General features: G+C 70.7%; 23 protein-coding genes. 8 read left to right on the forward strand and 15 right to left on the reverse strand.

The window, feature by feature from the left end; genetic code table 11:
* Positions 1-15: 15 nt before the first annotated feature.
* Positions 16-1,395: a pyroglutamyl peptidase gene (locus OG214_RS27075; RefSeq protein ID WP_405986207.1), complete on the reverse strand. Its 1,380-nt coding sequence runs from the start codon at positions 1,393-1,395 to the stop codon at positions 16-18.
* A gap of 196 nt (positions 1,396-1,591) precedes the next feature.
* Positions 1,592-2,176 (reverse strand): TetR/AcrR family transcriptional regulator, encoded by a 585-nt coding sequence (locus OG214_RS27080; protein WP_382860412.1) that lies wholly within the window; start codon positions 2,174-2,176, stop codon positions 1,592-1,594.
* A gap of 99 nt (positions 2,177-2,275) precedes the next feature.
* On the opposite strand from OG214_RS27080, the gene OG214_RS27085 reads away from it, so the two are divergent.
* Positions 2,276-4,819, forward strand: coding sequence for a beta-glucosidase (locus OG214_RS27085; RefSeq protein ID WP_405986208.1), 2,544 nt, complete (start codon positions 2,276-2,278; stop codon positions 4,817-4,819).
* A 121-nt stretch (positions 4,820-4,940) separates the two neighbouring features.
* Here the strand turns inward: OG214_RS27085 and OG214_RS27090 are convergent, their stop codons facing one another.
* Positions 4,941-5,912 carry an aldose epimerase family protein gene (locus OG214_RS27090; protein WP_405986209.1) on the reverse strand — a complete coding sequence of 324 codons (972 nt, stop codon included), beginning with the start codon at positions 5,910-5,912 and terminating at the stop codon, positions 4,941-4,943.
* A 77-nt stretch (positions 5,913-5,989) separates the two neighbouring features.
* Entirely contained in the window at positions 5,990-6,928 is a 939-nt protein-coding gene (locus OG214_RS27095; RefSeq protein WP_363082109.1) for an SGNH/GDSL hydrolase family protein, read from the reverse strand.
* A gap of 280 nt (positions 6,929-7,208) precedes the next feature.
* Here OG214_RS27095 and OG214_RS27100 point away from each other — a divergent pair, with 280 nt between their 5' ends.
* Complete coding sequence (locus OG214_RS27100; protein WP_363082108.1) at positions 7,209-7,703, forward strand: DUF3145 domain-containing protein; 495 nt, start codon at positions 7,209-7,211, stop codon at positions 7,701-7,703.
* Between the two features lie 33 nt (positions 7,704-7,736).
* On the forward strand, positions 7,737-8,612 hold the full coding sequence (locus OG214_RS27105; RefSeq protein ID WP_363082107.1) for an NAD(P)-dependent oxidoreductase: 876 nt from the start codon (positions 7,737-7,739) through the stop codon (positions 8,610-8,612).
* A gap of 132 nt (positions 8,613-8,744) precedes the next feature.
* Here the strand turns inward: OG214_RS27105 and fabF are convergent, their stop codons facing one another.
* The 5 genes from fabF to OG214_RS27130 all read right to left on the reverse strand — a co-directional run bounded on the left by fabF (position 8,745) and on the right by OG214_RS27130 (position 13,657).
* A complete protein-coding gene (fabF, locus tag OG214_RS27110) occupies positions 8,745-10,007 on the reverse strand; it encodes a beta-ketoacyl-ACP synthase II (RefSeq protein WP_363082106.1) in 1,263 nt (420 codons plus the stop codon).
* Between the two features lie 86 nt (positions 10,008-10,093).
* A complete protein-coding gene (locus OG214_RS27115) occupies positions 10,094-10,345 on the reverse strand; it encodes an acyl carrier protein (protein ID WP_046502803.1) in 252 nt (83 codons plus the stop codon).
* A 66-nt stretch (positions 10,346-10,411) separates the two neighbouring features.
* Positions 10,412-11,413, reverse strand: a complete 1,002-nt coding sequence (locus OG214_RS27120) for a ketoacyl-ACP synthase III (RefSeq protein WP_363082105.1) — start codon at positions 11,411-11,413, stop codon at positions 10,412-10,414.
* Between the two features lie 13 nt (positions 11,414-11,426).
* Positions 11,427-12,368 (reverse strand): ACP S-malonyltransferase, encoded by a 942-nt coding sequence (locus tag OG214_RS27125; protein WP_363082104.1) that lies wholly within the window; start codon positions 12,366-12,368, stop codon positions 11,427-11,429.
* An 89-nt stretch (positions 12,369-12,457) separates the two neighbouring features.
* A complete protein-coding gene (locus OG214_RS27130) occupies positions 12,458-13,657 on the reverse strand; it encodes a helix-turn-helix domain-containing protein (protein WP_363082103.1) in 1,200 nt (399 codons plus the stop codon).
* A gap of 141 nt (positions 13,658-13,798) precedes the next feature.
* On the opposite strand from OG214_RS27130, the gene OG214_RS27135 reads away from it, so the two are divergent.
* On the forward strand, positions 13,799-14,488 hold the full coding sequence (locus OG214_RS27135) for a pirin family protein (RefSeq protein WP_363082102.1): 690 nt from the start codon (positions 13,799-13,801) through the stop codon (positions 14,486-14,488).
* Positions 14,489-14,493: 5 nt separating this feature from the next.
* On the opposite strand, the gene OG214_RS27140 is transcribed toward OG214_RS27135, so the two are convergent.
* A complete protein-coding gene (locus OG214_RS27140; protein ID WP_405986210.1) occupies positions 14,494-15,312 on the reverse strand; it encodes a serine hydrolase domain-containing protein in 819 nt (272 codons plus the stop codon).
* A gap of 18 nt (positions 15,313-15,330) precedes the next feature.
* The gene (locus OG214_RS27145) at positions 15,331-15,801 is read right to left on the reverse strand and encodes a GNAT family N-acetyltransferase (protein ID WP_405986211.1); all 471 of its coding nucleotides are present in this window, start codon (positions 15,799-15,801) and stop codon (positions 15,331-15,333) included.
* Positions 15,802-15,888: 87 nt separating this feature from the next.
* Between OG214_RS27145 and OG214_RS27150 the strand changes: the two genes are divergently transcribed.
* Positions 15,889-16,353: a MerR family transcriptional regulator gene (locus OG214_RS27150; protein WP_405986212.1), complete on the forward strand. Its 465-nt coding sequence runs from the start codon at positions 15,889-15,891 to the stop codon at positions 16,351-16,353.
* Positions 16,354-16,359: 6 nt separating this feature from the next.
* Positions 16,360-17,376: an aldo/keto reductase gene (locus tag OG214_RS27155; RefSeq protein ID WP_405986213.1), complete on the forward strand. Its 1,017-nt coding sequence runs from the start codon at positions 16,360-16,362 to the stop codon at positions 17,374-17,376.
* Positions 17,377-17,531: 155 nt separating this feature from the next.
* On the opposite strand, the gene OG214_RS27160 is transcribed toward OG214_RS27155, so the two are convergent.
* From OG214_RS27160 to OG214_RS27170, 3 genes are all read right to left on the reverse strand, one after another.
* Positions 17,532-18,428 carry a DUF4429 domain-containing protein gene (locus OG214_RS27160; RefSeq protein WP_363085530.1) on the reverse strand — a complete coding sequence of 299 codons (897 nt, stop codon included), beginning with the start codon at positions 18,426-18,428 and terminating at the stop codon, positions 17,532-17,534.
* Positions 18,429-18,617: 189 nt separating this feature from the next.
* Positions 18,618-19,844 (reverse strand): alpha/beta hydrolase, encoded by a 1,227-nt coding sequence (locus OG214_RS27165; RefSeq protein WP_383033235.1) that lies wholly within the window; start codon positions 19,842-19,844, stop codon positions 18,618-18,620.
* Between the two features lie 295 nt (positions 19,845-20,139).
* Complete coding sequence (locus OG214_RS27170) at positions 20,140-20,871, reverse strand: TetR/AcrR family transcriptional regulator (protein WP_405986214.1); 732 nt, start codon at positions 20,869-20,871, stop codon at positions 20,140-20,142.
* Positions 20,872-21,018: 147 nt separating this feature from the next.
* Here OG214_RS27170 and OG214_RS27175 point away from each other — a divergent pair, with 147 nt between their 5' ends.
* Entirely contained in the window at positions 21,019-22,626 is a 1,608-nt protein-coding gene (locus OG214_RS27175; protein ID WP_405986215.1) for an MFS transporter, read from the forward strand.
* A 193-nt stretch (positions 22,627-22,819) separates the two neighbouring features.
* Positions 22,820-23,173 carry a peptidase inhibitor family I36 protein gene (locus OG214_RS27180; protein ID WP_363085533.1) on the forward strand — a complete coding sequence of 118 codons (354 nt, stop codon included), beginning with the start codon at positions 22,820-22,822 and terminating at the stop codon, positions 23,171-23,173.
* A 178-nt stretch (positions 23,174-23,351) separates the two neighbouring features.
* Here OG214_RS27180 and aceE read toward each other — a convergent pair whose 3' ends face one another.
* Complete coding sequence (gene aceE, locus OG214_RS27185; RefSeq protein ID WP_363079529.1) at positions 23,352-26,096, reverse strand: pyruvate dehydrogenase (acetyl-transferring), homodimeric type; 2,745 nt, start codon at positions 26,094-26,096, stop codon at positions 23,352-23,354.
* Positions 26,097-26,098: the final 2 nt, after the last annotated feature.

Genomic DNA, 26,098 nt, shown 5'->3' on the forward strand with positions numbered 1-26,098 from the left:
TCGGCCAAGAGCGGGTCAGGAGGACTCGGCGGCCACCGTGATGATCGCCCTGATCTGGGCGATGATGTCCAGCCGGTTCTGGACGAACTCGGGATCGGTCACCGTCCCGGTCGCGGGATTGGTGTTCCCGGCCCCGAACTGGAGGACCGGCGTGTGCACATGGCCGCCCGGGATGTCCAGGCCGAGCCGGTCGCGCAGCAGCGTCGCCCGGTAGGCGATCTCGTTGGAGAGATAGTCCCCGCCGCCGCCCGCGCGGGCCGCGGAACCGGGCGTCGGTCCGGCGGGCCGTACCACCGGAGCCGTCGCGCCCGCCGGGACCTCGGTCACCGAGGTGTTGTCGTACACCGGGAACCGTCCGGTCGCCGCCGCCGTGATCGCGGCGTACGGGAGGCTGGTCACCGTCCACTGCGGCTGCGAGGCCGGGTCGCTCACCGGCACGAGCCCGGTCTCGGAGACATTGTCGTTGTCCCCGAACCCGCCGCGCCAGGCGCCGTTGAACCGCTCGACATCGATCCGGCCCACCCGGCCCTGGCTCACCGTCGTGAACAGATCGGCCTTGGACAGCGGGCCGCGCAGGGCCCGCTCCACCGTGCCGTCGGCGAAGTCCGCCCAGCGGACCGGGAAGACGGCGGTCTCGATACGGGCCGGCCCGTCGGCGGTCCTGATGACGGTGCCGTCCAGGGCGAGCGCCGTCGCCCCCGACGGATTGCTGATCCGGATGTCGCTGTCCAGGGTGAACGGGTCGAACCCGGTCATCACGATCCGCTTGACGCCCTGCCGGCCCTTGCCCTTGTTCTCGTCCTTGTCCTTGTCCTCGCTCCCGCCCCTGCCCTTGGCCCCGTCCGCCTTCCCGCCGGGGAAAGTCAGCGAGTCCTGGCCGCGCGAGGAGCGCTCCAGCGTGCCGAGCAGGGCCGTGCGCGCGCTCTCGGAGAGCTGGAACCCCGGCTCCCACTGGCGCAGTTCACGGGTCATCGCGAGCCGCGCCCAGTACAGCGGCCGGTCGTCGTCCCGGCTCAGATCACCGCCGGCGGGACCGCGTCCCTGCGCCCGGTCCACCGCCCGCTGCCACAGCCGCGCCCCCTGCCGTGCGACGGTCCGCTCCGCCTCGGCGTAGGAGTCCGCGTGGCGCAGTGACCGTACGAACTCCGGCGCCACCCCGTCGAAACCGCTGCGCCGCAGGATCTCCTGCGGCACGGCCCGGTCGAGACGCTGCTCCTCGACGGTGGGGGCCGCGGCGCTGGGGGCCGTGGCGGTCCCGGCGGCCGGGACCGGCCGGGCGGTGGCGAGCGGCGGCGGCGCGGCCAGGGCGAGAGCGGTGGCGGTGAGCAGTACGAGTCCGGTCAGCTCCGGGCGGATCCGTCCGCGTGTCCATATGCGTACACCTGTCCGGCTCATGTGCCTCATGAGTCTCACGGGAGTCCTTCCGTCGGGTGGCGGAAGTATCGCCTCCGCACCGGTCTTCTGACCATGGCGCCTGACCGGCCGCAACTCCGCCCGCCGGCCGGCCAGTTGCGCGCGCCCGCCGGCCGGTCGCGCGCACCGGGCCGCTCGGTCGCCTGCCCCCGGCCGCCGGCCGTACGCACCCGGCCGGTCAGTCGCGCGGCCCCGGGCCTCCCGAGCGCAGCAGCGCCAGGAAGTCGCGGAACGCCGCCGGCATGTCCACCGACTCCGGGTCCAGCAGCCACTGGTACTGGAGTCCGTCCATCACGGCGGTCAGCAGCGGCGCGGCCCGCTCCGGGGTGAGCCCGCCCGGCAGCCGGTCGCCGAACTCGTCGCGCAGCACGTCCGCCATCTCGCCCCGGACCTGCTCGTAGCGGTGGGTGAAGAACTCCCTGGCCGGATGATCCTCCGTGACGCTCTCACCGAGCAGCGCCGAGAAGGTCTGCACGATCCCCGGACGCATCGCGTTGTACTCGACCAGCGAGGTCAGCAGCTCCAGCCGCCAGCCCTGCCGGCCGCCGCCCCCGCCGCCCGTGTCCCACTGGTCGCGCTCCTCCAGGACGGCGACGAGCAGCGCCTCCTTGGTGCGGAAGTAGTGGAGCAGTCCCTGCTGGGTGAGACCGACCCGCTCGGCCACCGCGCCCAGGGTGATGCCCCGGTAGCCGCGCTCGGCGATCACTTCGAGGGTGGCGCGGAGGATCTCCGCCCGCCGCTCCTCGCTTCTGGCTCTCGCCATCAGCCGGATTCCTTTCCGCTCCGTCCACCGTCACCCGCGGTCCCCCACACATAACGAATGGATAACGTAATCTACTCATCTACAGATAATGGGGCCACCATGTCACCATTCACCGGTACTCGACGAGGAGGTACGGCCGTGGCAGGCGCATCCAACACCCGGGCCGATCAGGCCCGCAACGCCGCTGTCGAGGCGGCGCTCGGCAAACTGGATCTGGCCGCCAAGGCCCGGCTGCTGGCAGGGCAGGACATGTGGTCCCTGCCCGCGCTCCCCGAGATCGGGCTGGCCTCCCTGGTGATGTCCGACGGCCCCATCGGGGTCCGGGGCGTCCGCTGGACCGCCGACGACCCGTCCGTCGCCCTGCCGTCGCCGACCGCGCTCGCCGCCTCCTGGGACCCGGAGCTGGCCCGCCGGGCCGGCAGGCTGCTCGCGCAGGAGGCCCGCCGCAAGGGGGTCCATGTGCTGCTGGCGCCCACCGTCAATCTGCACCGCTCGCCGCTCGGCGGGCGCCATTTCGAGGCGTACAGCGAGGACCCGTATCTCACCGGCGAGATCGGCACCGGATATGTCAGGGGCGTCCAGGACGGCGGGGTCGGCACCACCGTCAAGCACTTCGTGGCCAATGACGCCGAGACCGACCGCTTCACCGTCGACAACATCGTCGCCCCGCGCCCGCTGCGCGAGCTGTATCTCGCCCCGTTCGAGGCCATCGTGGCCAATGCCCACCCCTGGGGCATCATGGCCGCGTACAACCAGGTCAACGGCTCGACCATGACCGAACACCGCTATCTCCAGAACGAGGTCCTGCGCGGCGAGTGGGGCTTCGACGGCTTCATCGTCTCCGACTGGCTGGCCGCGCGCTCCACCGTGGGCACGCTCCTCGGCGGTCTCGACGTCGCGATGCCGGGACCGAGGACGGTCTACGGCGAGGCGCTCGTCGCGGCCGTACGCGCGGGTGAGGCGGAGGAGTCCGCCGTCGACGAGGCCGTACGGCGCGTGCTGCTGCTCGCCGCCCGTGTCGGCGTCCTCGACGGCGCCCCGCCGGCCGTCGGCGAACTCCCCGCGCCGGTGGACGGCGACGCGCTGGCCCGTGAGATCGCCCGCCGCTCGTTCGTCCTCGTACGCAACGAGGTACGGGACGGCCGGCCCGCGCTGCCCCTCGACCTGACCCTCGACCCGGCGGGGACCGGTACGGTCGCGCTCATCGGCGCGGCGGCCCGTGACGCCCGTATCCTCGGCGGCGGCTCCGCCGTGGTCTTCCCCGACCATGTCGTCCCACCGCTCGACGGTCTCACCGCGGCCCTTCCCGCAGGCGCCCTGACCTACTCGATCGGCGCCGACCCCAGTGATGAACTCGCCGCCGCCGAGCGGGGATTCGAGCTGACCGCTCTCTGCCGCGCGGCGGACGGACGGATCCTGGGGACCGCCACCGTACCGGGCGGCCGGGTGCAGTGGGCGGGCAGCGACCTGCCCGACGGTGTCACCCACGACGAGCTGCACACCGTCGAGCTGACCGGCTCCTTCACCCCTCGCGAGAGCGGGCAGCACTCCTTCGGCACCCGCGGTCTCGGCGGCTTCGTCCTCACCGTCGGCGGCGAGGTCCTCTTCGACGGCGCGGAGGAGCCGAAACCGGCCTCCGATCCGTTCGAGGAGTTCTTCGGCGGCCCGGTGGAGCGCGCGCACGCCGAGCTGACCGAGGGCGAGCGCGTCGAGATCTCCCTCCTCCACACCGTCCACAAGATCCCGGACGCCCCGATCAAGGCCGTCGCCTTCTCTCTGCTCCACCTCGGCCCGCGCCATGACCCCGACGAGCTGATCGCCGAGGCGGTTGAGGCCGCACGCGGCGCGGACACCGCCGTCGTCGTGGTCGCCACCACCGAGCGCGTCGAGTCCGAGGGCTTCGACCGGAAGGACCTGAAGCTCCCCGGCCGCCAGGACGATCTCGTACGGGCCGTCGCGGCGGTCAATCCGAACACCGTGGTGGTCGTCAACACCGGCTCCCCGGTGGAGCTGCCCTGGCGCGACTCCGTGGCCGCGATCCTGCTGAGCTGGTTCCCCGGGCAGGAGGGCGGCGCCGCCCTCGCCGATGTCCTGCTCGGCGCCGAGGAACCGGGCGGCCGGCTGCCGACCACCTGGCCGGCCGTCCTGGCCGACGCCCCGGTCTCGGCGACGACGCCCGACGGCGGTGAACTCCACTACACCGAGGGCCTGTTCATCGGCTACCGGGCCTGGGAGCGCGCGGGGACGGCTCCCGCGTACCCCTTCGGCCACGGGCTCGGCTACACCGACTGGGAGTACGAGACGATCGCCGCCACCACCGGCGACGCCCGGGTGCGGCTGCGCAACACCGGTGTGCGCGCGGGCCGTGAGGTCGTCCAGATCTATCTGGCGCCCGTGGCCGGCACCTTCGCCGCCGACGGCGTGGAGCGCCCCGCGCGCTGGCTGGCGGGCTTCGCCACCGTCGAGGCGGGCCCCGGCGAGACCGTGGAGGTGCGGATCCCGCTGCGGCGCAGGGCCTTCGAGATCTGGGACGAGGAGACGGGCGCCTGGTCGTTCGTCCCCGGTGACTACGAGGTCCAGGCGGGCCGCTCGGTCGCGGACCGCAGGCTGACCGCCACCGTGGAGGCGCACTCCGGGGAGTGAGGACGGCCTCCGGGGCGCGCGTGGCCTGACACCGCGCCGCCCCGGAGGCGGACCGTTTCCACCGGACGGGTCCGGGCTGTCCGGACGGGTCCGAGCTGTTCACCGGACGGGTCCGGCCCGTCTACCGGACCGCGAACCGGTAGACCGTGGTCGAGCGGAACACCTCGCCCGGCCGCAGCACGGTGTCCGGGAACCCGGGACGGTTCGGGGAGTCCGGGAAGTGCTGGGTCTCCAGCGCCACCCCGTCACCGGGACGGTAGGGCTCACCGTCGAAGTGGTCCCCGGTGTAGAGCTGGAGTCCGGGCTCCGTCGTGGTGATGGTCAGCACCCGGCCCGAGACCGGGTCGTACAGCTCCGCCGCCGGGTCGTCACCGTCGAGGACGAAGTTGTGGTCGTAACCGGAGCCCACCGGGCGCGGCTTGCGGAAGTCGAAGCGCGTGCCGTCGACCGGCGCCAGCTCCCCGGTCGGCAGGGCGGCGGCGTCCACGGGGGTGATCCGGCCCGCGGCGATCCGCAGTTCGTGGCCGGCGGCGCTGCCACTGCCCGCGCCGCCCAGATTCCAGTAGGTGTGGTTGGTCAGATTCACCGGTGTCGGGGCGTCCGTCACCGCGCGGTAGTCGATCCGCAGCGCGCCGTCCGCGTCCAGCGAGTACGTCGCGGAGACATCCAGCCGGCCCGGGAACCCCTCCTCGCCGTCCGGGCTGATCCGGAACAGCCGCACCCCGTGGTCACCGGCCCGCTCGGCCTCCCAGACCCGCCGGTCGAAGCCGCGCTCACCGCCGTGCAGACAGTTCGGCCCGTCATTGGCCACCAGCCGGTGGGTCCGTCCGTCCAGGGTGAAGGCCGCGCCCGCGACGCGGTTCGCGTACCGCCCGACCAGCGCCCCGAAATACGGCCCGCGCGAGCCCAGATAGCCCGAGACATCGGCGAAGCCGAGTGCCACATTGGCGACGGTCCCGTCCCGGTCGGGAATCTCGACCGACTGCACGACGCCGCCGTACGTCAGCAGACGCAGCCGGGTTCCGGCCCGTTCGAGGGTCCAGCGATGAACGGGCGTACCCTCGGGGGCCGCGCCGATGCGCTCCGTGTTCATGACAGTCACGATCAAGCACCCTACGCCGGGGCGGCGCGGCCTGCCACGGCCCTCCGCGCGGCCCGGCCGGACAGGACCTACGCGGGCGGATCCGCCGCGGTGATGTTGCGGTACGCGATCTCCGCGAGCCGGCTCTGTCCGTTCTTGCTGGGATGGAACCAGTCCCAGTGGCTGAGCTGCTCCCCGGTGAAGCGGTAGTCGAAGACCGCCCCGCCGTCGTACCGGCAGCGCAGATCCTTCGCGCAGACCTCCTGGAGCACCTTGTTGTAGGCCACCACCCGGTCGTACACCATGTCCCGGCGGAGCTGCGCCTGCTCGCTCATGTCCTGCGAGTCCCCGAGCATCGACGCGCAGATCCCCAGCTTCCAGATCTGCCGGCCCAGCGGATTGCCCCGGCCGGTGGACCAGAGCCGCTTGAGATCCGGCACGCTCGACACATACACCTGCGCCTTGGGCGCCCCGGCACGCAACTGGCGCATCGACGCCTCGAACGAGGTACGGAAGTCCTCGACCGGCGTCATCTGCTTCGGCGAGTCCCGGCACGCGTCATTGGCGCCCACCATCACCGTGACCAGCTCGGGTCCGTGCTGCGCCGCCTGGGCCATCTGGCCGGGCAGATCGGCCATCCGGGCACCGGTCACCGCGTGGTTCCAGCTCCGCTGCTTCACCGCGGGCGCCCCCAGGAGCCGCAGCGAGAGACTGCGCACCTCCATGTCCGTACCCGTCGACCAGGACACCTCCGGGCAGTCCGCCAGCACCACACAGGCGTCGAAGCCACGGGTGATCGAGTCACCGACCGCGGCCACCGAGGCGGGCGCGCGGTCCCAGACGGGGGTGGGGCGCGGGGACGGACTGGCGCTTCTCGACGCGGCGTCGGGGGAGGAGCCGCCCAGGGAGTCGCAGCCGGCCAGCACCCCGGTCCCGGCGAGCACGGCGGCCGTGACGGCGGCGAGCCCGGCGCGTGGGCGCCGCGGGCCCGTACGCCCCCGACCGCCACTCCGAAGGCTCTTGCGCATGTACGGCCCCTCCCCGTTGGCTCCTCTGACGAAGTCTGGCATCCGGCGGCGTCCTGCCGAGTGAAAGCTTCGCGCATATCGGCACCAGGACCGACCGTACGTCACCCCGGGCACCCCGCCGCACGGTAGCTTTTCCCACGTCGAACCAGAGGCGCCCTGATCTCTCGGCTCCGGTAAATTACATCACGTCACATGCTGTCCCTTTTGCGGAGTTTCACTCCCGATGCTGTTTACTGAGGCCGCTGGGAAAGGCGAACCTCGTCCCACACTGGAGGTCCCGGTGACGACACGTGGAGTTCTGTACATTCACTCCGCACCGCGCGCGATGTGCCCCCACGTCGAATGGGCGGTGGCGGGAGTACTCGGTCTGCGGGTCCAGCTCGACTGGATCCGCCAGCCCGCCTCGCCGGGCACCTGGAGAGCGGAAGTCTCCTGGAAGGGCCTGGCCGGCACCGCGTCCAAGATCGCCTCCGCGCTGCGCGGCTGGCAGATGCTCCGCTTCGAGGTGACCGCGGAGCCCTGTCCCACCGCCGAGGGCGAGCGCTACAGCGCCACTCCCGACCTGGGCATCTTCCACGCCGTCACCGGTCTGCACGGCGACATCATGGTCCCCGAGGACCGGCTGCGCGCCGCGCTGGCACGCTCCCAGCAGGGCGAGACCCAGTTGGAGGCGGAGGTCGCCAAGCTGCTCGGCAAGCCGTGGGACGACGAGCTGGAGCCGTTCCGGTACGCGGGTGAGGGCGCCCCGGTCCGCTGGTTGCACCAGGTGGTGTGAGCGGGCGGGACCGCCGCGTCCTACGGTGGTCCCATGGCTGATCAACTCGCAGTAGCTGTCATCGGTACGGGCATCATGGGTGCCGCGATGGCCCGTAACCTCTGCCGCACCGGACATGACGTCCGTGTCTGGAACCGCACTCCCGCCAAGGCCGAAGCCCTCGTCGCCGACGGCGCGCGGGTCGCCGCGACCCCCGCCGAGGCCGTGACCGGCGCGGATGTCGTCATCACCATGGTCTACGACGGACCCGCCGCCCTGGAGGCCATGACGGCCGCGGGCCCCGGTCTGCGCCCCGGCGCCATCTGGCTCCAGTCCACGACCGTCGGTGCCGAGGCGGTCGCCCCGATGGCGGATCTGGCCCGTCAGCAGGGTCTGGTCTTCGTGGACGCCCCCGTGCTGGGGACCAGGGCGCCCGCCGAGAGCGGCCAGTTGCTGATCCTGGCAGCGGGCCCCGAGAAGGCCCGCGCCCCGCTCGCCTCCGTGCTCGACGCCATCGGCAGCCGTACGGTCTGGCTGTCCGAGGACGGCGGCACCGGCGCCGCCAGTCGGCTCAAGCTGGTCTGCAACAGCTGGGTACTGGCCCTCACCGCGGGCACGGCCGAGGCGCTCGCCCTGGCCAAGGGGCTGGATGTGGACCCGCGGTACTTCCTGGAGGCCGTCTCCGGCGGTGGGCTGGACTGCGGCTATCTGCACGCCAAGTCCGACACGATCCTGAAGGGCGACTACAGCCCGAGCTTCACGGTCACCACGGCGGGCAAGGACGCCCGTCTGATCGTCGAGGCGGGCGAGGCCCACGGTGTACGTCTGGATCTCGCGGAGGCGGCCGCGGAACGTTTCCGCAGGGCGGCGGCGCAGGGCCACGGCGAGAAGGACATGGCGGCGACGTACTTCGCCAGCTTCGACGCCTGACCGGGGCCGTCGGAGACCTGACCGGGGGCGTCCGAGATCCGTCCGGGGCCGTCCGGGATCCGTCCGGCCGAGGGCGCGCGCGTGGCGCGACGGGCGCGTGCGTTCTCGCACGCGCCCGTGTGATCAGCGCTTTCAGACCGTACGGAGCGCCAGCACCACGTTGTGGCCGCCGAAGCCGAACGAGTTGTTGATCGCCGCGATCGTGCCGCTCGGGAGCGCGCGGGGCGCGTCGCGCACGATGTCCGCGTCCACCTCTTCGTCGAGGTCGTCCACATTGATCGTCGGCGGCGCCGTGCGGTGGTACAGCGCGAGAACCGTGGCCACGGTCTCGATACCGCCCGCGCCGCCCAGCAGATGGCCCGTCATCGACTTCGTGGCGGAGACGGCGACATGGTCCAGATCCTCGCCCAGGACCCGGCGCAGTGCCTTGACCTCGGCGACATCGCCCTGCGGGGTGGAGGTCGCGTGCGCGTTGAGATGCATGACCTCGGACGGCTTGAGGTCCGTGTTGTCCAGCAGATTCTCCATGGCCTTCGCGATACCGCGGCCGGTGGGCTCGGGCTGGGCGATGTGATGGGCGTCGGAGGACAGCCCCTGGCCGAGCACCTCGCAGTAGGCCCGCGCGCCGCGTGCCGCGGCGTGCTCCGCCGACTCCAGGACGATGACGCCCGCGCCCTCGCCGAGGACGAAGCCGTCACGGGCCGTGTCGTAGGGGCGGGAGGCCTTGGTGGGTTCGTCGTTGTTCTTCGACATCGCCATCATGTTGGCGAACGCGGCGATGGGCAGCGGGTGGATGGCCGCCTCCGTACCACCGGCGACGACGACATCGGCGCGGCCCGTACGGATCATCTCCACGGCGTAACCGATGGCTTCGGCGCCCGACGCGCAGGCGGAGACCGGGGTGTGCACGCCCGCGCGGGCGCCCACCTCCAGACTCACGTTGGCGGAGGGGCTGTTCGGCATCAGCATCGGCACGGTGTGCGGGGAGACACGGCGCTCGCCGCGCTCCTTCAGCACGTCGTACTGGTCGAGCAGGGTGGTGACGCCACCGATGCCGGAGGCGATCACGGTGCCGAGGCGGTCGGGGTCCACGGCGGGGTCCTCGCCGGCCTTGGCGGTGTAACCCGCGTCCGCCCAGGCCTCCCTGGCCGCGATCAGCGCGAACTGCGCCGAGCGGTCCAGTCTGCGGGCGAGCGGACGGGGCAGTACATCGCCCGGGTCGACGGCCGCCACGGCGGCGATACGGACCGGCAGGCCGGCATAGCGCTCGCCCTCGAGAGGGCGGACTCCGGAGCGGCCCGCGAGCAGACCTTCCCAGGTCGAGGCGCTGTCGCCACCCAGTGGTGTGGTTGCGCCGATACCGGTGACGACCACGGTGCGATTGGTCGAGCTCACTGGAATTCTTTCTCCACGTGTAGAGGGTGCTGAATTTTTACGGCGCCACCACCGGGTGGCGTATGCCGCGATCCGGGTCAGGCGGGTCAGGCGGCCTGGTGCTTGGCGATGTAGTCGGCGGCGTCACCGACGGTCTTCAGGTTCTTGACGTCGTCGTCCGGGATCTTGACGTCGAAGCGCTCTTCGGCGGCGACGACGACCTCGACCATGGACAGCGAGTCGACGTCCAGGTCGTCGGTGAAGGACTTGTCCAACTGGACGTCCTCGACCGGGATACCGGCGATCTCGTTCACGATCTCGGCGAGACCGTCGACGATCTCTTCCAGGGTGGCGGCCATGTGGGCGCTCCTTCGATTGTACGCAGAGGGATATATCGGAACACGCTCCGGAAAGATCCGGTGTGCCTAGGGGAGGGTAACGACCGTCGCGGCATAGACGAGACCCGCCCCGAAGCCAATGACGAGCGCGGTGTCGCCGCTCTTCGCCTGCCCGGTCGCCAGAAGCCGCTCCATCGCGAGCGGGATCGAGGCGGCCGAGGTGTTGCCGGTGGTCTCGACGTCACGCGCGACCGTGACGCTGTCCGGCAGCTTCAGAGTCTTCACCATCGAGTCGATGATCCGCATATTGGCCTGGTGCGGAATGAAGACATCCAGGTCTTCCGAGCTGATTCCGGCCGCGTCCAGCGCCTGCTGGGCGACCTTCGCCATCTCGAAGACGGCCCAGCGGAAGACGGCCTGGCCCTCCTGCGTGATGGCCGGGAACTTCTCCACCGTGCCGTGGCGGTAATCGTCCCACGGCACGGTCTGCTTGATGGTGTCGGACTTGTCGCCCTCCGAGCCCCAGATCGTCGGTCCGATCATGGGCTCCTTGGCGGGGCCGACCACGACGGCGCCCGCGCCGTCGCCGAACAGGAACGCCGTCGCGCGGTCCTCCAGATCGGTCAGATCGGAGAGCCGCTCCACCCCGATCACCAGGACGTGCTCGGCCGAGCCCTCGACGACCATGCCCTTGGCCAGGGTCAGTCCGTAACCGAAGCCCGCGCAGCCGGCGGAGATGTCGAACGCGGCCGGCTTGCCCGCGCCGATCTTGTCCGCGATCTCGGTCGCGACGGCGGGGGTCTGCTTGAAGTGCGAGACGGTGGAGACCACCACGGCGTCGATCTGCTGGGGGGTGATCCCGGCGTCCGCGATCGCCTTGCCGGACGCCTCGACGGACATCGCGGCGACGGTCTCCTCGGGCGAGGCCCAGTGGCGGGTGGCGATTCCGGAGCGGGAGCGGATCCACTCGTCGGACGAGTCGATCGTCTCGAGGATCACCTCGTTGGGCACGATCCGGGTCGGGCGGTAGCCTCCCACGCCCATGATGCGCGCGTACGGGGCGCCCTTGCTGGGCTTGATCTTCGACATTGCTCTCTGGCTCCTATTCAGCCGTGGAGGAGTGCTCGGCGATCAGCGTGCGGGCCGCGTCGAGGTCGTCGGGGGTCTTCAGCGCGAGGGTCTTGACTCCGGGCAGGGCCCGCTTGGCGAGACCCGTCAGGGTGCCACCGGGGCACAGCTCGATGAGTGCGGTGACACCGCGCTCCTGGAAAGTCTCCATGCACAGGTCCCAGCGGACCGGATTGGCGACCTGACCGACCAGGCGCGTCACGATTTCGGCTCCGGTGGAGACGGCCTGTCCGTCGCGGTTCGAGATGTACGGCACGGCCGGATCGGCGACGACGAGCGATCCGGTGGCCACTTCGAGCTTCTCGACCGCGGGCGCCATATGGTGCGTGTGGAACGCCCCGGCGACCTTGAGCGCCACCACACGGCGTACGCCCTCGGGCTTGTCGGCCTCCAGCGCGGCGAGTTGTTCGAGCGTGCCCGCGGCCACGATCTGGCCCGCGCCGTTCACGTTCGCCGGCGTCAGACCGAGCTTCTCCAGATGGGCGATGGTGGTGTCGGGGTCGCCGCCGAGGAGCGCCGACATCCCGGTCGCGGTGATGCCCGCGGCCTCGGCCATGGCCAGACCACGGGCCCGTACGAGTTCCAGGGCCGCTTCGTCGGAGAGCACGCCCGCCAGCGCCGTGGCGGCCAGTTCACCGACGCTGTGGCCGGCCGTGGCGTCGACCTCGCGTGCCATGTCCACGGTTTCGGGGAAGAGCTGACGGGCCGACAGCAGCGCGGCCGCGACCAGCAGCGGCTGGGCGACGGCGGTGTCACGGATCTCGTCCGCGTCGGCGTCCGTGCCGTAGTGGACCAGATCCAGGTCGATGGCGGCCGACCACACCCGCAGCCGGTCTTCGGCACCGGGCAGTTCGAGCCAGGGAGTCAGGAAGCCGGGCGTCTGAGCGCCTTGGCCGGGAGCGACGAGTACGAGCACTCTCACACTCTCTCTTGTGGACGGGGCATATCGCCCGTGAGGACAAGGACGAAGAACCGTCAGGGGAATTGTTGGAGTACGACAAAAGTCTAGGTCTGGGGGTCCCCGTCGGCCAGACGCCCCAGGATGAGTGCGATCCGCAGCGTGAACGCCGATCTGACATCGGATGGTGACCATCCGGTGACGTCAGTCACACGTCGGAGCCGGTAGCGCACGGTGTTGGGGTGTACGAAGAGCATCCGGGCGGCGCCTTCGAGACTGCTCGCCTGCTCCAGATAGACACTCAGAGTCTCCAGCAGCGCCGACCCCGCTTCTTCCAGCGGTCTGTAGATCTCCTCCACCAACTGGTCCCGTGCGGCGGGATCCGAGGCGATGGCACGCTCGGGCAGAAGATCGTCGGCGAGCACCGGACGCGGCGCGTCCTGCCAGGCGAAGCACGCCTTGAGCCCGGCCGCCGCGGCCTGCGCCGACTTGGTGGCGGCCAGCAGATCGGGCACCACGGGACCCGCGACGACCGGGCCCGCGGCATACGGACCGATCAGCGCCTTGGCGACCTGGAGCGGATTGTCGCTGCCGCCCGCGATCACCACGAGCCGGTCGCCCAGCACCCCGGTGAGCACCTGGAGCTTGGCGTGCCGGGCGGCCCGTCTGATCGCCTCGACGGTCAGCTCGCTGTCCCCGTCGGGGGCGGTGCCGAGCAGCACACAGACATGTTCGGGCGAGTTCCAGCCGAGGGCGGCGGCCCGGGAGACGGCGCCCTCGTCGGCCTCGCCGGAGAGCACGGCGTTCACCACGAGCGACTCCAGCCGGGCGTCCCACGCCCCGCGTGCCTCCGCGGCCTGGGCGTACACCTGGGCGGTGGCGAAGGCGATCTCGCGGGCGTAGACGAGGAGCGCCTCGCGCAGCGCGGACTCGTCGCCGGGCGCCGCGACCTCCTCGATCGCCGTCTCCATGACCTCGATCGTGGTCCGTACCATCTCGACGGTCTGGCGCAGGGTGATCGCCCGGGTCAGCTCGCGGGGGGCGGTGCCGAAGACATCGGTGGAGATGGCCTGAGGGGTCTCCGGGTGCCGGAACCACTCGGTGAACGCGGCGATACCGGCCTGGGCGACCAGCCCGATCCAGGAACGGTTCTCCGGCGGCATCGCGCGGTACCACGGCAGCGTCTCGTCCATACGGGCGATGGCGTTCGCGGCGAGCCGTCCCGAGGACTGCTCCAGCCTGCGCAGTGTCGCGGGATGCGGATGGGGTTCGTTCGAGGGTTCAGGCACGGGACAAGAGTGCCTCATCAGCGCGGCGGCCCGGCGGCCCGGGGTCGGAGGGTGCCCCGGGGACCGCACCCGGCCCGCCGGCCGAGGGACGGCGCCCGGACCTGTTCCTGGCCGGTCCCGGACCGGTCCGATCCACCGGAAACCCCCTACCGTTGAGCTGTGATTCTCGTGAGGCACGCAGCGCAGCGTCATATCGGCGGTGACCCCGGCGCGGGCATCGAGTCCCTGCACGCCTTCTCCTTCGGGCGCTTCTACGATCCGGACAATCTCCGCTTCGGCGCGGTGCTCGCCTGCAACGAGGAGCGGCTCGCGCCGGGCGCCGGATTCGGTGAACATCCGCACAGCCATACGGAGATCGTCACCTGGGTCGTGGAGGGCGAGCTGACGCACCGGGACTCGGCCGGGCACGACACGGTCGTCGGGGCGGGGGACGTGCAGCGGCTCAGCTCGGGCGGCGGGGTACGGCATGTGGAGCGCAACGACGGTGAGCGCCCGCTGGTCTTCGTACAGATGTGGCTCGCGCCGCTGGAGCCGGGCGGTGAGCCCGCGTACGAGATCGTCCGGGGCATCGCGGACTCCACGCCGTACGCCGTTCCGCAGGCCGGGGCGATGCTGCATGTACGGCGTCTTCAGGACGGCGAGCGCTCCGCCGTGCCGGACGCGCGCTTCGTCTATGTCCATGTGGTGCGCGGCGGGGTACGGCTGGCCGGCGGTGGCGCCGGCGGTCGCGACGGGACGGGGGCGGCGGGGCTGGGCCCCGGCGACTCCGCGCGCGTCACGGACGCCGAGGGACTGGAACTGACCGCGGGCCCGGCGGCGGAGGTGCTGCTCTGGGAGATGTCGGGCTGAGCGGATCAGGCCGCGCGCAGTTCCGCCAGAACCGCGTCGGTGAAGGGCGGCCAGGCCTCGACCGCCCAGGGCCCGAAGGGCCGGTCGGTGAGCGCCACACAGGCCGCGCCCGCGTCCGGGTCGATCCACAGGAACGTACCGGACTGGCCGAAGTGCCCGAACGTACGCGGCGACGACGAAGCGCCCGTCCAGTGCGGGGACTTGGCGTCCCGGATCTCGAAGCCGAGACCCCAGTCGTTGTTCTTCTGATGGCCGTAGCCCGGCAGGACACCGGACAGCCCCGGGTGGACGACGGTCATCGCCTCCAGCACCGTGCGCGGATCGAGCAGCCGGGGCGTCTGGACCTCCGCGGCGAACCGCGCCAGATCGTCGACCGTGGAGACGGCGTCCCTGGCCGGTGACCCCTCGAAGGAGGTCGAGGCCATACCGAGCGGTTCGAGCACCGCCTCGCGCAGATAGGCGGCGAAGGGTATGCCGGTCGCCTTGGCGACATGCTCGCCGAGCACCTCGAAGCCCGCGTTGGAGTAGAGCCGGCGGGTGCCCGGCGCGCTGGTCACACGGTGCTGGTCGAAGGCGAGACCGCTGGTGTGCGCGAGAAGATGGCGCACCGTGGAGCCGTCGGGTCCGGCCGGTTCGTCCAGCTCGACCGCGCCCTCCTCGTACGCCACCAGGACCGCGTACGCCGCGAGCGGCTTGGTCACGGAGGCGAGCGGAAAGCGGTGCGATATCGGTCCGTGCGACCCGAGGACGGTGCCGTCCGCCCGTACGACGGCGGTCGCCGCGGTCGTCACCGGCCAGTTCTCGATCAGCGCCAGGCTCTGCATGGCTAGAGCGTAGAGGACTCAGAAAATGAGCCTCATGGAGGGATCGGGGGTACGGACGAACCCCAGGGAGGCGTACAGCGGCTCGCCCTCACGGGACGCGTGCAGATCGATCTTCCGTACGCCGCGGGCCCGGTACCAGTCGAGCAGCGCCTCCACGCACGCCCGGGAGTGGCCGCGCCGGCGCAGCTCCGGGTCGGTGACGACATTGAAGACATGGCCACTGACGCCCGAGGGGTTGCCGGGCCCGCCCAGCCGGTACTCGACCGTCCCGGCCGCGCAGGCCGCCAGGCGTCCCGGCCGGCCGGGACGGTCCACGACGAAGACGGCCAGGGTGCCGTCGGGATCCGCGAGCCTCGCGCGCAGCGTCCCGGCCGCGGCCGGCTGCCAGCCGGTGTCGGGACCGGTCGGGCGAAGGGAGTCGAACATGACCTGGCGGAGCCGGACCAGTTCCTCGGCGTCCTCGGGCACTGCCCGGCGTGCGTCGTTCATGGGGCCGAGTCTCGGCCACGGAGCCCGGGAAACTCTTGTCATTTTCCGCTTGCTTCGAGTGCACTCCAAGGATCTAGCGTTGAAGCTATGACGCTGACCCAGAGCAGTCCGGTATCGACCGACGGCGTGGACGTGTGCGCGGCGCCGCCCCGCAGACATCCGCGTCCCGACGGTGAGGACCGCTACACGATCAGCGAGGTCGTCGTCTTCACCGGACTGACCGCGCACACCCTGCGCTGGTACGAGCGGATCGGTCTGATGCCGCATGTCGACCGGTCGCACACCGGGCAGCGGCGGTTCAGCAACCAGGATCTCGACTGGCTGGCCTTCGTCGGGAAGCTGAGACTGACCGGGATGCCCGTCGCGGACATGGTCCGGTACGCCGAGCTGATCCGGGTGGGCGAGGAGACCTTGGAGGAGCGGCAGGAACTGCTGGAGCGGACCCGGCGCGATGTGCAGAACCGGATCGCGGAGCTTCAGGACACGGTGGCCGTTCTCGATCACAAGATCAGCTTTTACGCGGACGCCCGCTGGGTGTCGGAGAGGGCCTGAACCCCGATGAGCGAGAGCAAGATCGAAAAGGTACGGCTCGGGACCGGTGGTCCGGAGATCGGGTCCCAGGGGCTCGGCTGCATGGGCATGAGCTTCGCGTACGGGCCGACGGACCTGGACGAGGCGCGTGCCACCCTGGAGCGCGCCCTGGAACTGGGTGTGACTCTGTACGACACGGCGGACGCCTACGCGGCCGGGGAGAACGAGAGGTTCATCGCGCCGTTCGTCCGGGCGCACCGCGACGAGATCGTCGTGGCGACGAAGTTCGGCCTCGGCATCGACCCGGCCGACCGTACGAAGCGTGTCATCCGCAACGATCCGCCGTATATCCGCCAGTGCGTCGAGGGAAGCCTCGAACGCCTCGGCGTGGACGAGATCGATCTCTACTACATGCACCGGCGCGATGTGAACGTCCCCATCGAGGAGACGGTCGGAGTGATGGCCGAGCTGGTGAGCGAGGGCAAGGTCAAGCACCTGGGGCTCAGCGAGGTCACCAGCGGTGAGCTGCGCGCGGCCCAGGCCGTGCACCCGATCGCGGCCGTGCAGTCCGAGTGGTCGCTCTTCAGCCGGGACATCGAGGCGAAGGTCGTACCGGCCGCGGTCGAACTCGGGGTGACGCTCGTGCCGTACTCCCCGCTCGGCCGCGGCTTTCTGACCGGTGCGTTCGTCCACGCCGACCGGGAGCTGGGCGACGACGACTTCCGCCGCCAGCAGCCCCGCTTCACCGGCGAGAACGCCGCGGCGAACGCCGCGCTGCTCGACCCGGTGCGCAAGATCGCCGAGGGACGGAACGCCACGCTCGGGCAGGTCGCGCTCGCCTGGGTGCAGCAGCGCGCGGCGATCCACGGGCTGCCCGTCGTCCCGATCCCCGGCACCCGCAAGCGCACCCGCGTCGAGGAGAACACCGCCGCCACACATCTCATCCTCACCGAGAGCGAGCTGCAACTGCTGGAGCCGATCGCGGGCCAGGTGGCCGGCGGCCGGTACGCCGACCCGGCGTTCTCCTCGGCGGGCCGCGAGTAAGGGACACGCCCGCGCCCGACCGGGGTGCGGTTCATGACAAGCCCGCCGCCGGCAGCCCCGCTGCCGCGCGGCGGGCTTCGCCTCACGCGCGCCGCCGCGCGGCAGGGTCCGTCGCGGCAGGGTCCGACACTGCCGCTCGAAGCCGCGCGTGCCGGTCACAGTTCCGCCAGGAGCTCCGCCTTCTTCGCGGAGAACTCCTCGTCCGTCACCAGTCCCGCCTGGTGCAGCTCGCCGAGATGGCGGATACGGTCGGCGACATCCGCCGGATCGCGGCGTATCGACGCCACCGCGGGGACCGTCACCGGGGCACGGCTCGACGCCGCTTCCTGGACCGCCGCCAGGACCGCCGCGGCGAAGGGGAGCGACTCGTGCACCGGGCCGTAGCCCAGCCCGAAGACGACCGCCGCCGGATCGTGGTCCGCCTGGGCAGGTTGCGCCGGTCCCGTACCCGTACCGGCCGCCGCGTCACGGCGCAGCAGCCGCAGATAGCCGTCGAACAGCTCGGGGGAGCGCCACTCGACCCCGTGCAGTTCCCCGACCGGGAGATTCTGGTCGCCCGCCTTCCACTTGGTGGTGGAGGCGCCCGTCCAGAACCAGCGGAAGGACACCCGGTCCCCGTCGAAGAAGGCCTTGCCGTCGAAGGCCTTGAAGTGCAGGGGAGCGGCGGGCGCGGTCACCAGATAGCGCTCGGCGGGCTCCCGCGCGTCCCGGGTGGACCGGGCCAGCGCGGCCCGCAGTTCGTCGGCGTAGTACTCCGCGAGGGTGTCGCGCTCGGCGGGCAGCACCAGCCGGTAGGGATCGCCGCTCTCTCTGAGCTGTCCGGCCGCCGCCTCCACGAGGGGGTCGGCCCCGGCTCTCGGCACGGCGTGCAGCACCACCGTCCCCCGCTTCCCGGGAGTGAGCGTCACCGATGACAACGCCTCATGGGGAATCCGGCGTTCGCCGAGCGCCTGGAACAGCTTCGGCGTTCTGATCCCCCGTTCGAAGCGGATGAGCACGGAGTCGCTTTCGAACTCCCAGGTGGCATGAATCCCCGCGAGCACATCACCCATGTGCTTCATCGTAGGCGGCGTGCGCCCGTGAGTCGCCTGCCCCAGCGCACCAATTCTACGCGCGTGGGCCCTCTTCGGACGCTCCGCGCACGGTACGTACGCCCTGCCCCGCCGGTGCGCGGCCGGTGCGCGGGCCATGTGCGCGGCGCGTGCGCGCCGCGCCTCGCGGCCGGTACGGCGGCCCGTACCTCAGACCTGGTCCGTTCCGCTTCCGCCGTCGTCCGGGATTCCGTTCACGCAGCCGCCGTCGCCGTCCGCGCAGCTCACCGCGGTGTACGAACCGACCCCGATGTCCGCGAAGTTGTCGAGGCTCTCGGTACCCGGTTCGAAGTAGCCGCTGTGCCCGGCGGCGCCGGCCGCCGAGAGCACCCGGGCCCCGAAGGCCCGCTCCATCGGGTCCGCGCCATGGCCGAGTCCGCCGACCGCCATGTACGGCACGTCCTCGATCCAGTCGTCACGGTCCCGCATGGCCCACACACGGGCGTCCGTACGGAGCTGTCGCGCGTTCCGCACGCGCATGCCGGGGCTGCCCGCGACCGCCACATCGATGACCCGGGCGGGCAGACCGCGCGCGGCCACTCCGCACACCACGGAGCCGTAGCTGTGGCAGAAGAGCGACACCCGGGCCGTCCCGGGCAGCGCGCGGGTCAGCGCGGTGAGCCGTACAGCGCCCTCCTCGGCGAGCTTGCCGATCGCCGCGTCCATGCCGAGCCCGGCGGGCGAGGTGTAGTCGGCCCAGGCGATGACGGCCGTACGCGTACCGGGATCGGCGGACCGCTCGGCGGAGTACAGCGACTCGGCCATGCCCACCGGCGCCGTGTACCAGCGGTCCGTGCGCTCGAACGTCAGCACATTCGTGTCGACGCCGGGCACCACGACCGAGACACGCTGGGCGCGTTCGAGATCGCCGAGCACCTCTGCGGCCCGGCCCTTCCCCGACGGGTCGAACGCGAGGATCTGCCGGTCCCCGCCGAGCATCGACTCGTAGCGGTGCATACGGCGGCCCGCCTGCCGGCGGCCGTCGTCGGACAGTCTGGTGTCGTGCATACGGCGCTCCTCCACCACGCGCGCCCGCATCAGGGCAAGCCGGTTGGCGCGGTAGCGCAGTTCGACGGGCGCGCCGTTGAGATTGCCGACGACCAGCGGATAGGCGGCGGCGAGCCGTTCCTGCTCCTCCGGGGTGAGGGAGTCGAAGAACGCGGCGATGCGCCTCGGGGGCGAAGCGGGGTTCGGCAGCTGCCGAACGCCTATCCGGCCCCGCTCCCACGCGTCGAGCGCGGCTTTCAGGGGCTCACCGGGGCCGCGTTGACGCTGGACGGCGGTCCAGCCGGTGGTCGACAGCATCACGAACACGACGGCGAGGGCGAGCAGGGCGCGCCAGGCGTTGAGAGTGGGGGAGGAGTCGAAAGAGGTCACTGTTCAACCAGACTAGGACGGGCGCGGGAGTCCTCGCGACAGGGGTGATTCGGATCACGGGCCGGGGAGGGTTGAACCGAAGGTAACCTCACCGGCCGTTCAGGCGGCGTGCATGCTCCGGCGCGTGTGGGTGTGCGACCGGCCAGACGGGTGTACGGAGGAACGGCGGAGACCGGCGGAGCGGGAGGGCTGGGACGGGAGCGGCTCGCCGTATAGGACGAGCGCGGATACGGAGAACGCGCATACGAAGAACGCGCATACGGAGAAGGCGAGCCCGTATACGAAGAACGGGGGATCAGCCGCGCGTACGGCGGACCGGGCAGGACGCCGGCCCGGCGCACGGTCCGGCCGTCCGCCAGTCCTCGGCGAGCGCGGGACCGAGATGGTCGAGATACCTCTCGGACAGCTCGCGCAGCGTCTCCAGGCTGGAGTCCTGCCCCTTGCCCCAGAGCTGCCCCGTCACCCGCATCACGCCGGTGAACGCGGCGACGGCCACCCGGGGCCGGGGATCGGTGTCCACGTCCAGCCCCTCGCGGTCGGCGAGCAGTTGGGACAGCCCCTCCTCCAGACCGGCGGAGCGGCGCAGATGAATGGCGAGCAGGGCCGGGGTCGACTCGATCATCCGGTACGTCCGCATATACAGCTCGACCGGTATGACCGACTGGATCGTCTCGCCGACCGAGGTCCAGGCGGAGGTGACGGCGTTGCGCATCGCCTCCATCGGCCCCTCCGAGGCGGGCCGGACACGCAGCGCCTCGACGAACTTGCTCTCCACCATCTCCACGACGGCGAAGGCGACTTCCTCCTTGCTGGCGTAGTAGCGGAAGAAGGTGCGCTGCGAGACCTCGACGGCGTCCGTGATCTCGTCGATCGTGGTCTGCTCGTACCCCTGGGCGGTAAACCGTTCGAGTGCCTCGCGCAGCAGGGCGTCGCGGGTGCGCTGCTTCTTGCGGGCGCGCAGTCCGCTCGGCTGTTCAGCCGCGGCTGTCCGGTCCTGCCCGGCGGCTGTGTCCTGCCCGAGGGTCACCGAAGGGTCCCCATTCCACCGCTTTCGTTCTTCATTCGACCGGATCGGTCGACATTTGACCTGCTCAGCGAAGTGTGAGCTACGTGACAGTTACCAACTTGTGAAATGGTTTGTCAACTGTCAGCGGCTGACATTATCATACCCGGTATGACTAGTCGGACCACCGTCGACAAGGCGCCGCAGAGCCCGGAATACCCGGCACCCGCGCCAACCAAGGGACTGCGTGGCCATCCCTGGCTGACCCTCTTCTCCGTGGCGATCGGCGTCATGATGGTGGCCCTCGACGGCACCATTGTCGCGATCGCGAACCCTGCCATCCAGAAGGACCTCGGCGCCACTTTCGCCGATGTGCAGTGGATCACCAACGGCTACTTCCTGGCCCTCGCGGTGGCGCTGATCACCGCCGGCAAGCTCGGTGACCGCTTCGGCCACCGGCAGACCTTCCTCATAGGTGTCACCGGGTTCGCCGCGGCCTCCGGAGCCATCGGCCTCTCCGACAGCATCGCTCTCGTCATCGTCTTCCGCGTGCTCCAGGGCCTCTTCGGCGCGCTGCTGATGCCGGCCGCGCTCGGTCTGCTGCGCGCCACGTTCCCCGCCGAGAAGCTCAATATGGCCATCGGTATCTGGGGCATGGTCATCGGTGCCTCCACCGCGGGCGGCCCGATCCTCGGCGGTGTGCTGGTCGAGCATGTGAGCTGGCAGTCCGTCTTCTTCATCAATGTGCCGGTGGGTGTGATCGCCCTGGTGATCGGCACGGTGATCCTCCGCGACCACCGGGCGGAGAACGCCCCGAAGTCCTTCGACATCCTCGGCATCCTGCTGCTCTCCTCCGCGATGTTCTGTCTGGTCTGGGCGATCATCAAGGCGCCCGTCTGGGGCTGGGGCTCCGCCACGACCTGGCTCTTCATGGGTGTCTCGGTGGCCTGCTTCGTCCTCTTCGGCTTCTGGGAGAGCAAGGTCAAGGAGCCGCTCGTACCGCTGGGGCTCTTCAAGTCCGTACCGCTCTCCGCCGGTGTGGTCCTGATGGTCCTGATGGCCGTCGCCTTCCTGGGCGGCCTCTTCTTCGTCACCTTCTATCTCCAGAACGTGCACGGCATGAGCGCCGTCGACAGCGGTCTCCATCTGCTGCCGCTCACCGGCATGATGATCGTCGGCTCGCCGCTGGCGGGTCTGCTGATCACCAAGGTCGGCCCGCGTATCCCGCTGGCCGGCGGTATGGCGCTCACGGCGGCCGCCATGTTCGGTATGTCCACCCTGGACACCGGCACCGGCAGCCTCGCCATGTCGGTCTGGTTCGCGCTGCTCGGTCTCGGTCTGGCCCCCGTCATGGTGGGCGCGACCGAGGTCATCGTGGGCAACGCACCGATGGAGCTGTCCGGAGTGGCGGGCGGGCTCCAGCAGTCCGCCATGCAGATCGGCGGCAGCCTCGGTACGGCCGTTCTCGGTGCCGTCATGGCCTCGAAGGTCTCCAACGACCTGCCGGGCAACTGGACCGGCGCCGGTCTGCCGCCGCTGACCTCCGCGCAGGCGGAAGCGGCGGCCGAGGCGGTCCAGGTCGGTGTGCCCCCGGTGGCACCCGGCACCCCGGCCGAGATCGCCGAGAAGATCACGGGCGTCGCCCACGACACCTTCATGTCCGGCATGGGGCTGGCCTGTCTGGTCGCGGCCGGTGTCGCGACCGTGGCGATCTTCGTCGCGCTGCTGACGAAGCGTGGAGACAACGCGGACGCGGCGGGCGGAGGGGTGCACATCTGACGTCAGCCACCTGGTGACACGACGTCAACTCAGCGCCTGAGACAGCCCTGCCGGAAGGTTCCGGCAGGGCTGTCGCCTATCCGGGTGGAGGGTGCCGTACCCCCTTCCCGAGGCCAAGCGCCGCAGGTCAGAGTGGTGTTGACCGATTTCGTCACACACACGGGGACCGATCCGAATGCGCAAGATCATGCTCATGCTCAGCACTCTGCTCGGCGCCATGCTCATCACACCGTCGGCCGTCGCCGGGGCGGCCCCGCCGCCACGGCTCGGCGCGTGCGCCACGGGTGAGTTGTGTCTCTGGGAGAAGACGGACTTCCAGGGCGCGCGGCAGACGCGTGAACTGTCCGGTACGGAGACCGGGAGCTGTGTGCCGCTCGCGCGGGGTACGACGGCCGAGTCGCTGGCCAACCGCACCGGCCGGAATGTGACCACCTATCAGTCCGCGGAGTGCGAGGAGACGGGGGAGTTTGAGACCTATCCGGGCAAGGGCACCTGGGTACCGGGCTCGCCGCACCGGGTACGGGCGTTCAAGCTGTGGGAACGCTGACCGCCGCGACGCCGGACGCTGACCGTCGGACGCCGACGGTTGGGCGCCGGAGACCGCACACCGCACGCCGGTCGTCAGCCGTTGAAGACCGCCCGCCGGAGCCGCGGCCGTGAAACGGGCCGAGGGCGGCGGGACCGACCGGTCCCACCGCCCTCGGGCGCTCGTCCGTGAACAGCTGTCAGGCGTCTCCGCCCGCCGTGCCCGGGTCGGCGGCCGACGCGTCCAGCAGCCGGTAGCGGTCCACCGCCTGCTTCAGCACCGAACGGTCGACCTTGCCCTCCTTCGCCAGCTCGGTCAGCACCCCGAGGACGACCGACTGCGCGTCGATGTGGAAGAAGCGACGGGCCGCGCCGCGGGTGTCCGCGAAGCCGAAACCGTCCGCGCCCAGCGACTGGTACGCGCCGGGAACCCAGCGCGCGATCTGGTCGGGCACGGAACGCATCCAGTCGGAGACCGCCACGAACGGCCCCTCCGCGCCGGACAGCTTCCGGGTCACATACGGGACGAGCTGCTCCTCCTCCGGGTGGAGCAGATTGTGCCGCTCCACCTCGACGGCCTCACGGCGCAGCTCGTTCCAGGAGGTCGCGGACCAGACGTCGGCCCTGACGTTCCATTCCTCGGCGAGCAGCCGCTGAGCCTCCAGCGCCCATGGCACGGCCACCCCGGACGCCAGGATCTGCGCCGGGATCGCGCCCTGCTCGCCACGCCTGAAGAGATGGATCCCCTTGAGGATGCCTTCCACGTCGACATCGGCCGGTTCGGCGGGGTGCTGGATCGGCTCGTTGTAGACGGTGAGGTAGTAGAAGACGTCCTGGCTCTCCCCGGGGGCGGCCTGTCCGTACATCCGGCGCAGACCGTCCTTGACGATATGCGCGATCTCGAAGCCGTACGCCGGGTCGTAGGCGACACAGGCCGGGTTGGTCGAGGCCAGCAGATGCGAATGGCCGTCCGCGTGCTGGAGACCCTCGCCGGTCAGCGTCGTACGTCCCGCGGTCGCGCCCAGGACGAAGCCCCGGGCGAGCTGGTCCGACATCTGCCAGAACTGGTCGCCGGTCCGCTGGAAACCGAACATCGAGTAGAAGACATAGACCGGGATCAGCGGCTCGCCATGGGTGGCGTACGCCGAGCCCGCCGCGATCAGCGAGGCCGTACAGCCCGCCTCGGAGATGCCGTCGTGCAGCATCTGCCCGGTCGGCGACTCCTTGTACGCGAGGAGCAGCTCGCGGTCCACGGCCTCGTACTGCTGGCCCAGCGGGTTGTAGATCTTGGCGCTCGGGAAGAACGAGTCCATACCGAACGTGCGGTACTCGTCGGGGGCGATCAGCACGAAGCGCTTGCCGATCTCCTTGTCCCGCATCAGGTCCTTGAGCAGCCGGACGAACGCCATGGTGGTGGCGATCGACTGCTGCCCCGAGCCCTTCCTGACCGCCGCGTAGGTCTTGTCCTCGGGCAGGTTCAGCGGCTTCGCCCGTACGACCCGGGTCGGTACGTACCCGCCCAGCGACTTGCGCCGGTCGTGCATGTACTGGATCTCCTCGGAGTCCCGGCCGGGGTGGTAGTACGGCGGCAGGCCGTCCTCCAGCTCCCTGTCCGTGATCGGGAGGTGCAGCCGGTCGCGGAAGCCCTTGAGGTCGGAGACCGTCAGCTTCTTCATCTGGTGGGTCGCGTTGCGGCCCTCGAAGTTCGGCCCGAGGGTCCAGCCCTTGACCGTCTGCGCCAGGATCACCGTCGGCTGGCCCTGGTGGGCCTTGGCCGCCGCGTACGCCGCGTAGACCTTCCTGTGGTCGTGACCGCCGCGGCCGAGATGCAGGATCTGGTCGTCCGACATGTGCTCGACCATGGCGCGCAGCCGCTGGTCGTCCCCGAAGAAGTGTTCACGGATGTACGAGCCGGTCTCGGTGGCGTACGTCTGGAACTGCCCGTCCGGTGTGGTGTTCAGCCGGTTGACCAGGACGCCGTCCCTGTCCTGCGCCAGCAGCGGGTCCCAGGAGCGGTCCCAGACCAGCTTGATGACATTCCAGCCCGCGCCGCGGAACTGGGACTCCAGCTCCTGGATGATCTTGCCGTTGCCGCGTACCGGGCCGTCGAGCCGCTGGAGGTTGCAGTTCACGACGAAGGTCAGATTGTCCAGGCCCTCACGGGCGGCGATGGAGAGCTGGCCCAGCGACTCGGGCTCGTCCATCTCGCCGTCGCCGAGATACGCCCAGACATGCGAGGCGGAGGTGTCGGCGATGCCGCGCGCCTCCATATAGCGGTTCATCCTGGCCTGGTAGATCGCGCCGAGCGGGCCGAGGCCCATCGAGACGGTCGGGAACTCCCAGAAGTCCGGCATCAGCCGCGGATGCGGATAGCTGGACAGTCCGTACGGCGCCTTCGACTTCTCCTGGCGGAACGCGTCGAGCTGTGTCTCGCTCAGCCGGTCCAGCAGAAAGGCACGGGCGTAGATGCCGGGAGAGGCATGGCCCTGGAAGAAGATCTGGTCGCCGCCGTCGCCACGGTCCTTGCCCCGGAAGAAGTGGTTGAAGCCCACGTCGTAGAGCGAGGCGGAGGAGGCGAAGGTGGCGATGTGCCCGCCGACGCCGATCCCCGGACGCTGTGCGCGCGAGACCATCACGGCGGCGTTCCAGCGGGTCGCGTTGAGGATCTTGCGCTCGATCTCCTCGTTGCCGGGGAAGAACGGCTCGTCCTTGGTGGCGATCGTGTTGACGTAGTCCGTGCTGCGCATCTCGGGCACGGCCACGCGCTTCTCACGGGCGCGCTCGATCAGCCGGAGCATCAGATAGCGGGCGCGCTCACGGCCCCGCTCGTCGACAGCGGCGTCGAGCGAGTCGAGCCACTCCTGGGTCTCTTCGGGATCGAAGTCCGGGACCTGGCTGGGCAGGCCGCCAATGATGATCGGGGTGCGATCGGATCCGGAAGCCACGC

Source organism: Streptomyces sp. NBC_00872 (genome assembly GCF_045161915.1).
Taxonomy (GTDB): domain Bacteria; phylum Actinomycetota; class Actinomycetes; order Streptomycetales; family Streptomycetaceae; genus Streptomyces.

Coding starts and splice junctions, on each gene's coding strand:
- OG214_RS27075 (WP_405986207.1), bottom strand. CDS start 1,395: ATGAGCCGGACAGGTGTACGCATATGGACACGCGGACGGATCCGCCCG.
- OG214_RS27080 (WP_382860412.1), bottom strand. CDS start 2,176: ATGGCGAGAGCCAGAAGCGAGGAGCGGCGGGCGGAGATCCTCCGCGCC.
- OG214_RS27085 (WP_405986208.1), top strand. CDS start 2,276: ATGTCACCATTCACCGGTACTCGACGAGGAGGTACGGCCGTGGCAGGC.
- OG214_RS27090 (WP_405986209.1), bottom strand. CDS start 5,912: ATGAACACGGAGCGCATCGGCGCGGCCCCCGAGGGTACGCCCGTTCAT.
- OG214_RS27095 (WP_363082109.1), bottom strand. CDS start 6,928: ATGCGCAAGAGCCTTCGGAGTGGCGGTCGGGGGCGTACGGGCCCGCGG.
- OG214_RS27105 (WP_363082107.1), top strand. CDS start 7,737: ATGGCTGATCAACTCGCAGTAGCTGTCATCGGTACGGGCATCATGGGT.
- OG214_RS27115 (WP_046502803.1), bottom strand. CDS start 10,345: ATGGCCGCCACCCTGGAAGAGATCGTCGACGGTCTCGCCGAGATCGTG.
- OG214_RS27120 (WP_363082105.1), bottom strand. CDS start 11,413: ATGTCGAAGATCAAGCCCAGCAAGGGCGCCCCGTACGCGCGCATCATG.
- OG214_RS27130 (WP_363082103.1), bottom strand. CDS start 13,657: ATGAGGCACTCTTGTCCCGTGCCTGAACCCTCGAACGAACCCCATCCG.
- OG214_RS27140 (WP_405986210.1), bottom strand. CDS start 15,312: ATGCAGAGCCTGGCGCTGATCGAGAACTGGCCGGTGACGACCGCGGCG.
- OG214_RS27145 (WP_405986211.1), bottom strand. CDS start 15,801: ATGAACGACGCACGCCGGGCAGTGCCCGAGGACGCCGAGGAACTGGTC.
- OG214_RS27150 (WP_405986212.1), top strand. CDS start 15,889: ATGACGCTGACCCAGAGCAGTCCGGTATCGACCGACGGCGTGGACGTG.
- OG214_RS27155 (WP_405986213.1), top strand. CDS start 16,360: ATGAGCGAGAGCAAGATCGAAAAGGTACGGCTCGGGACCGGTGGTCCG.
- OG214_RS27160 (WP_363085530.1), bottom strand. CDS start 18,428: ATGGGTGATGTGCTCGCGGGGATTCATGCCACCTGGGAGTTCGAAAGC.
- OG214_RS27175 (WP_405986215.1), top strand. CDS start 21,019: ATGACTAGTCGGACCACCGTCGACAAGGCGCCGCAGAGCCCGGAATAC.
- OG214_RS27180 (WP_363085533.1), top strand. CDS start 22,820: ATGCTCAGCACTCTGCTCGGCGCCATGCTCATCACACCGTCGGCCGTC.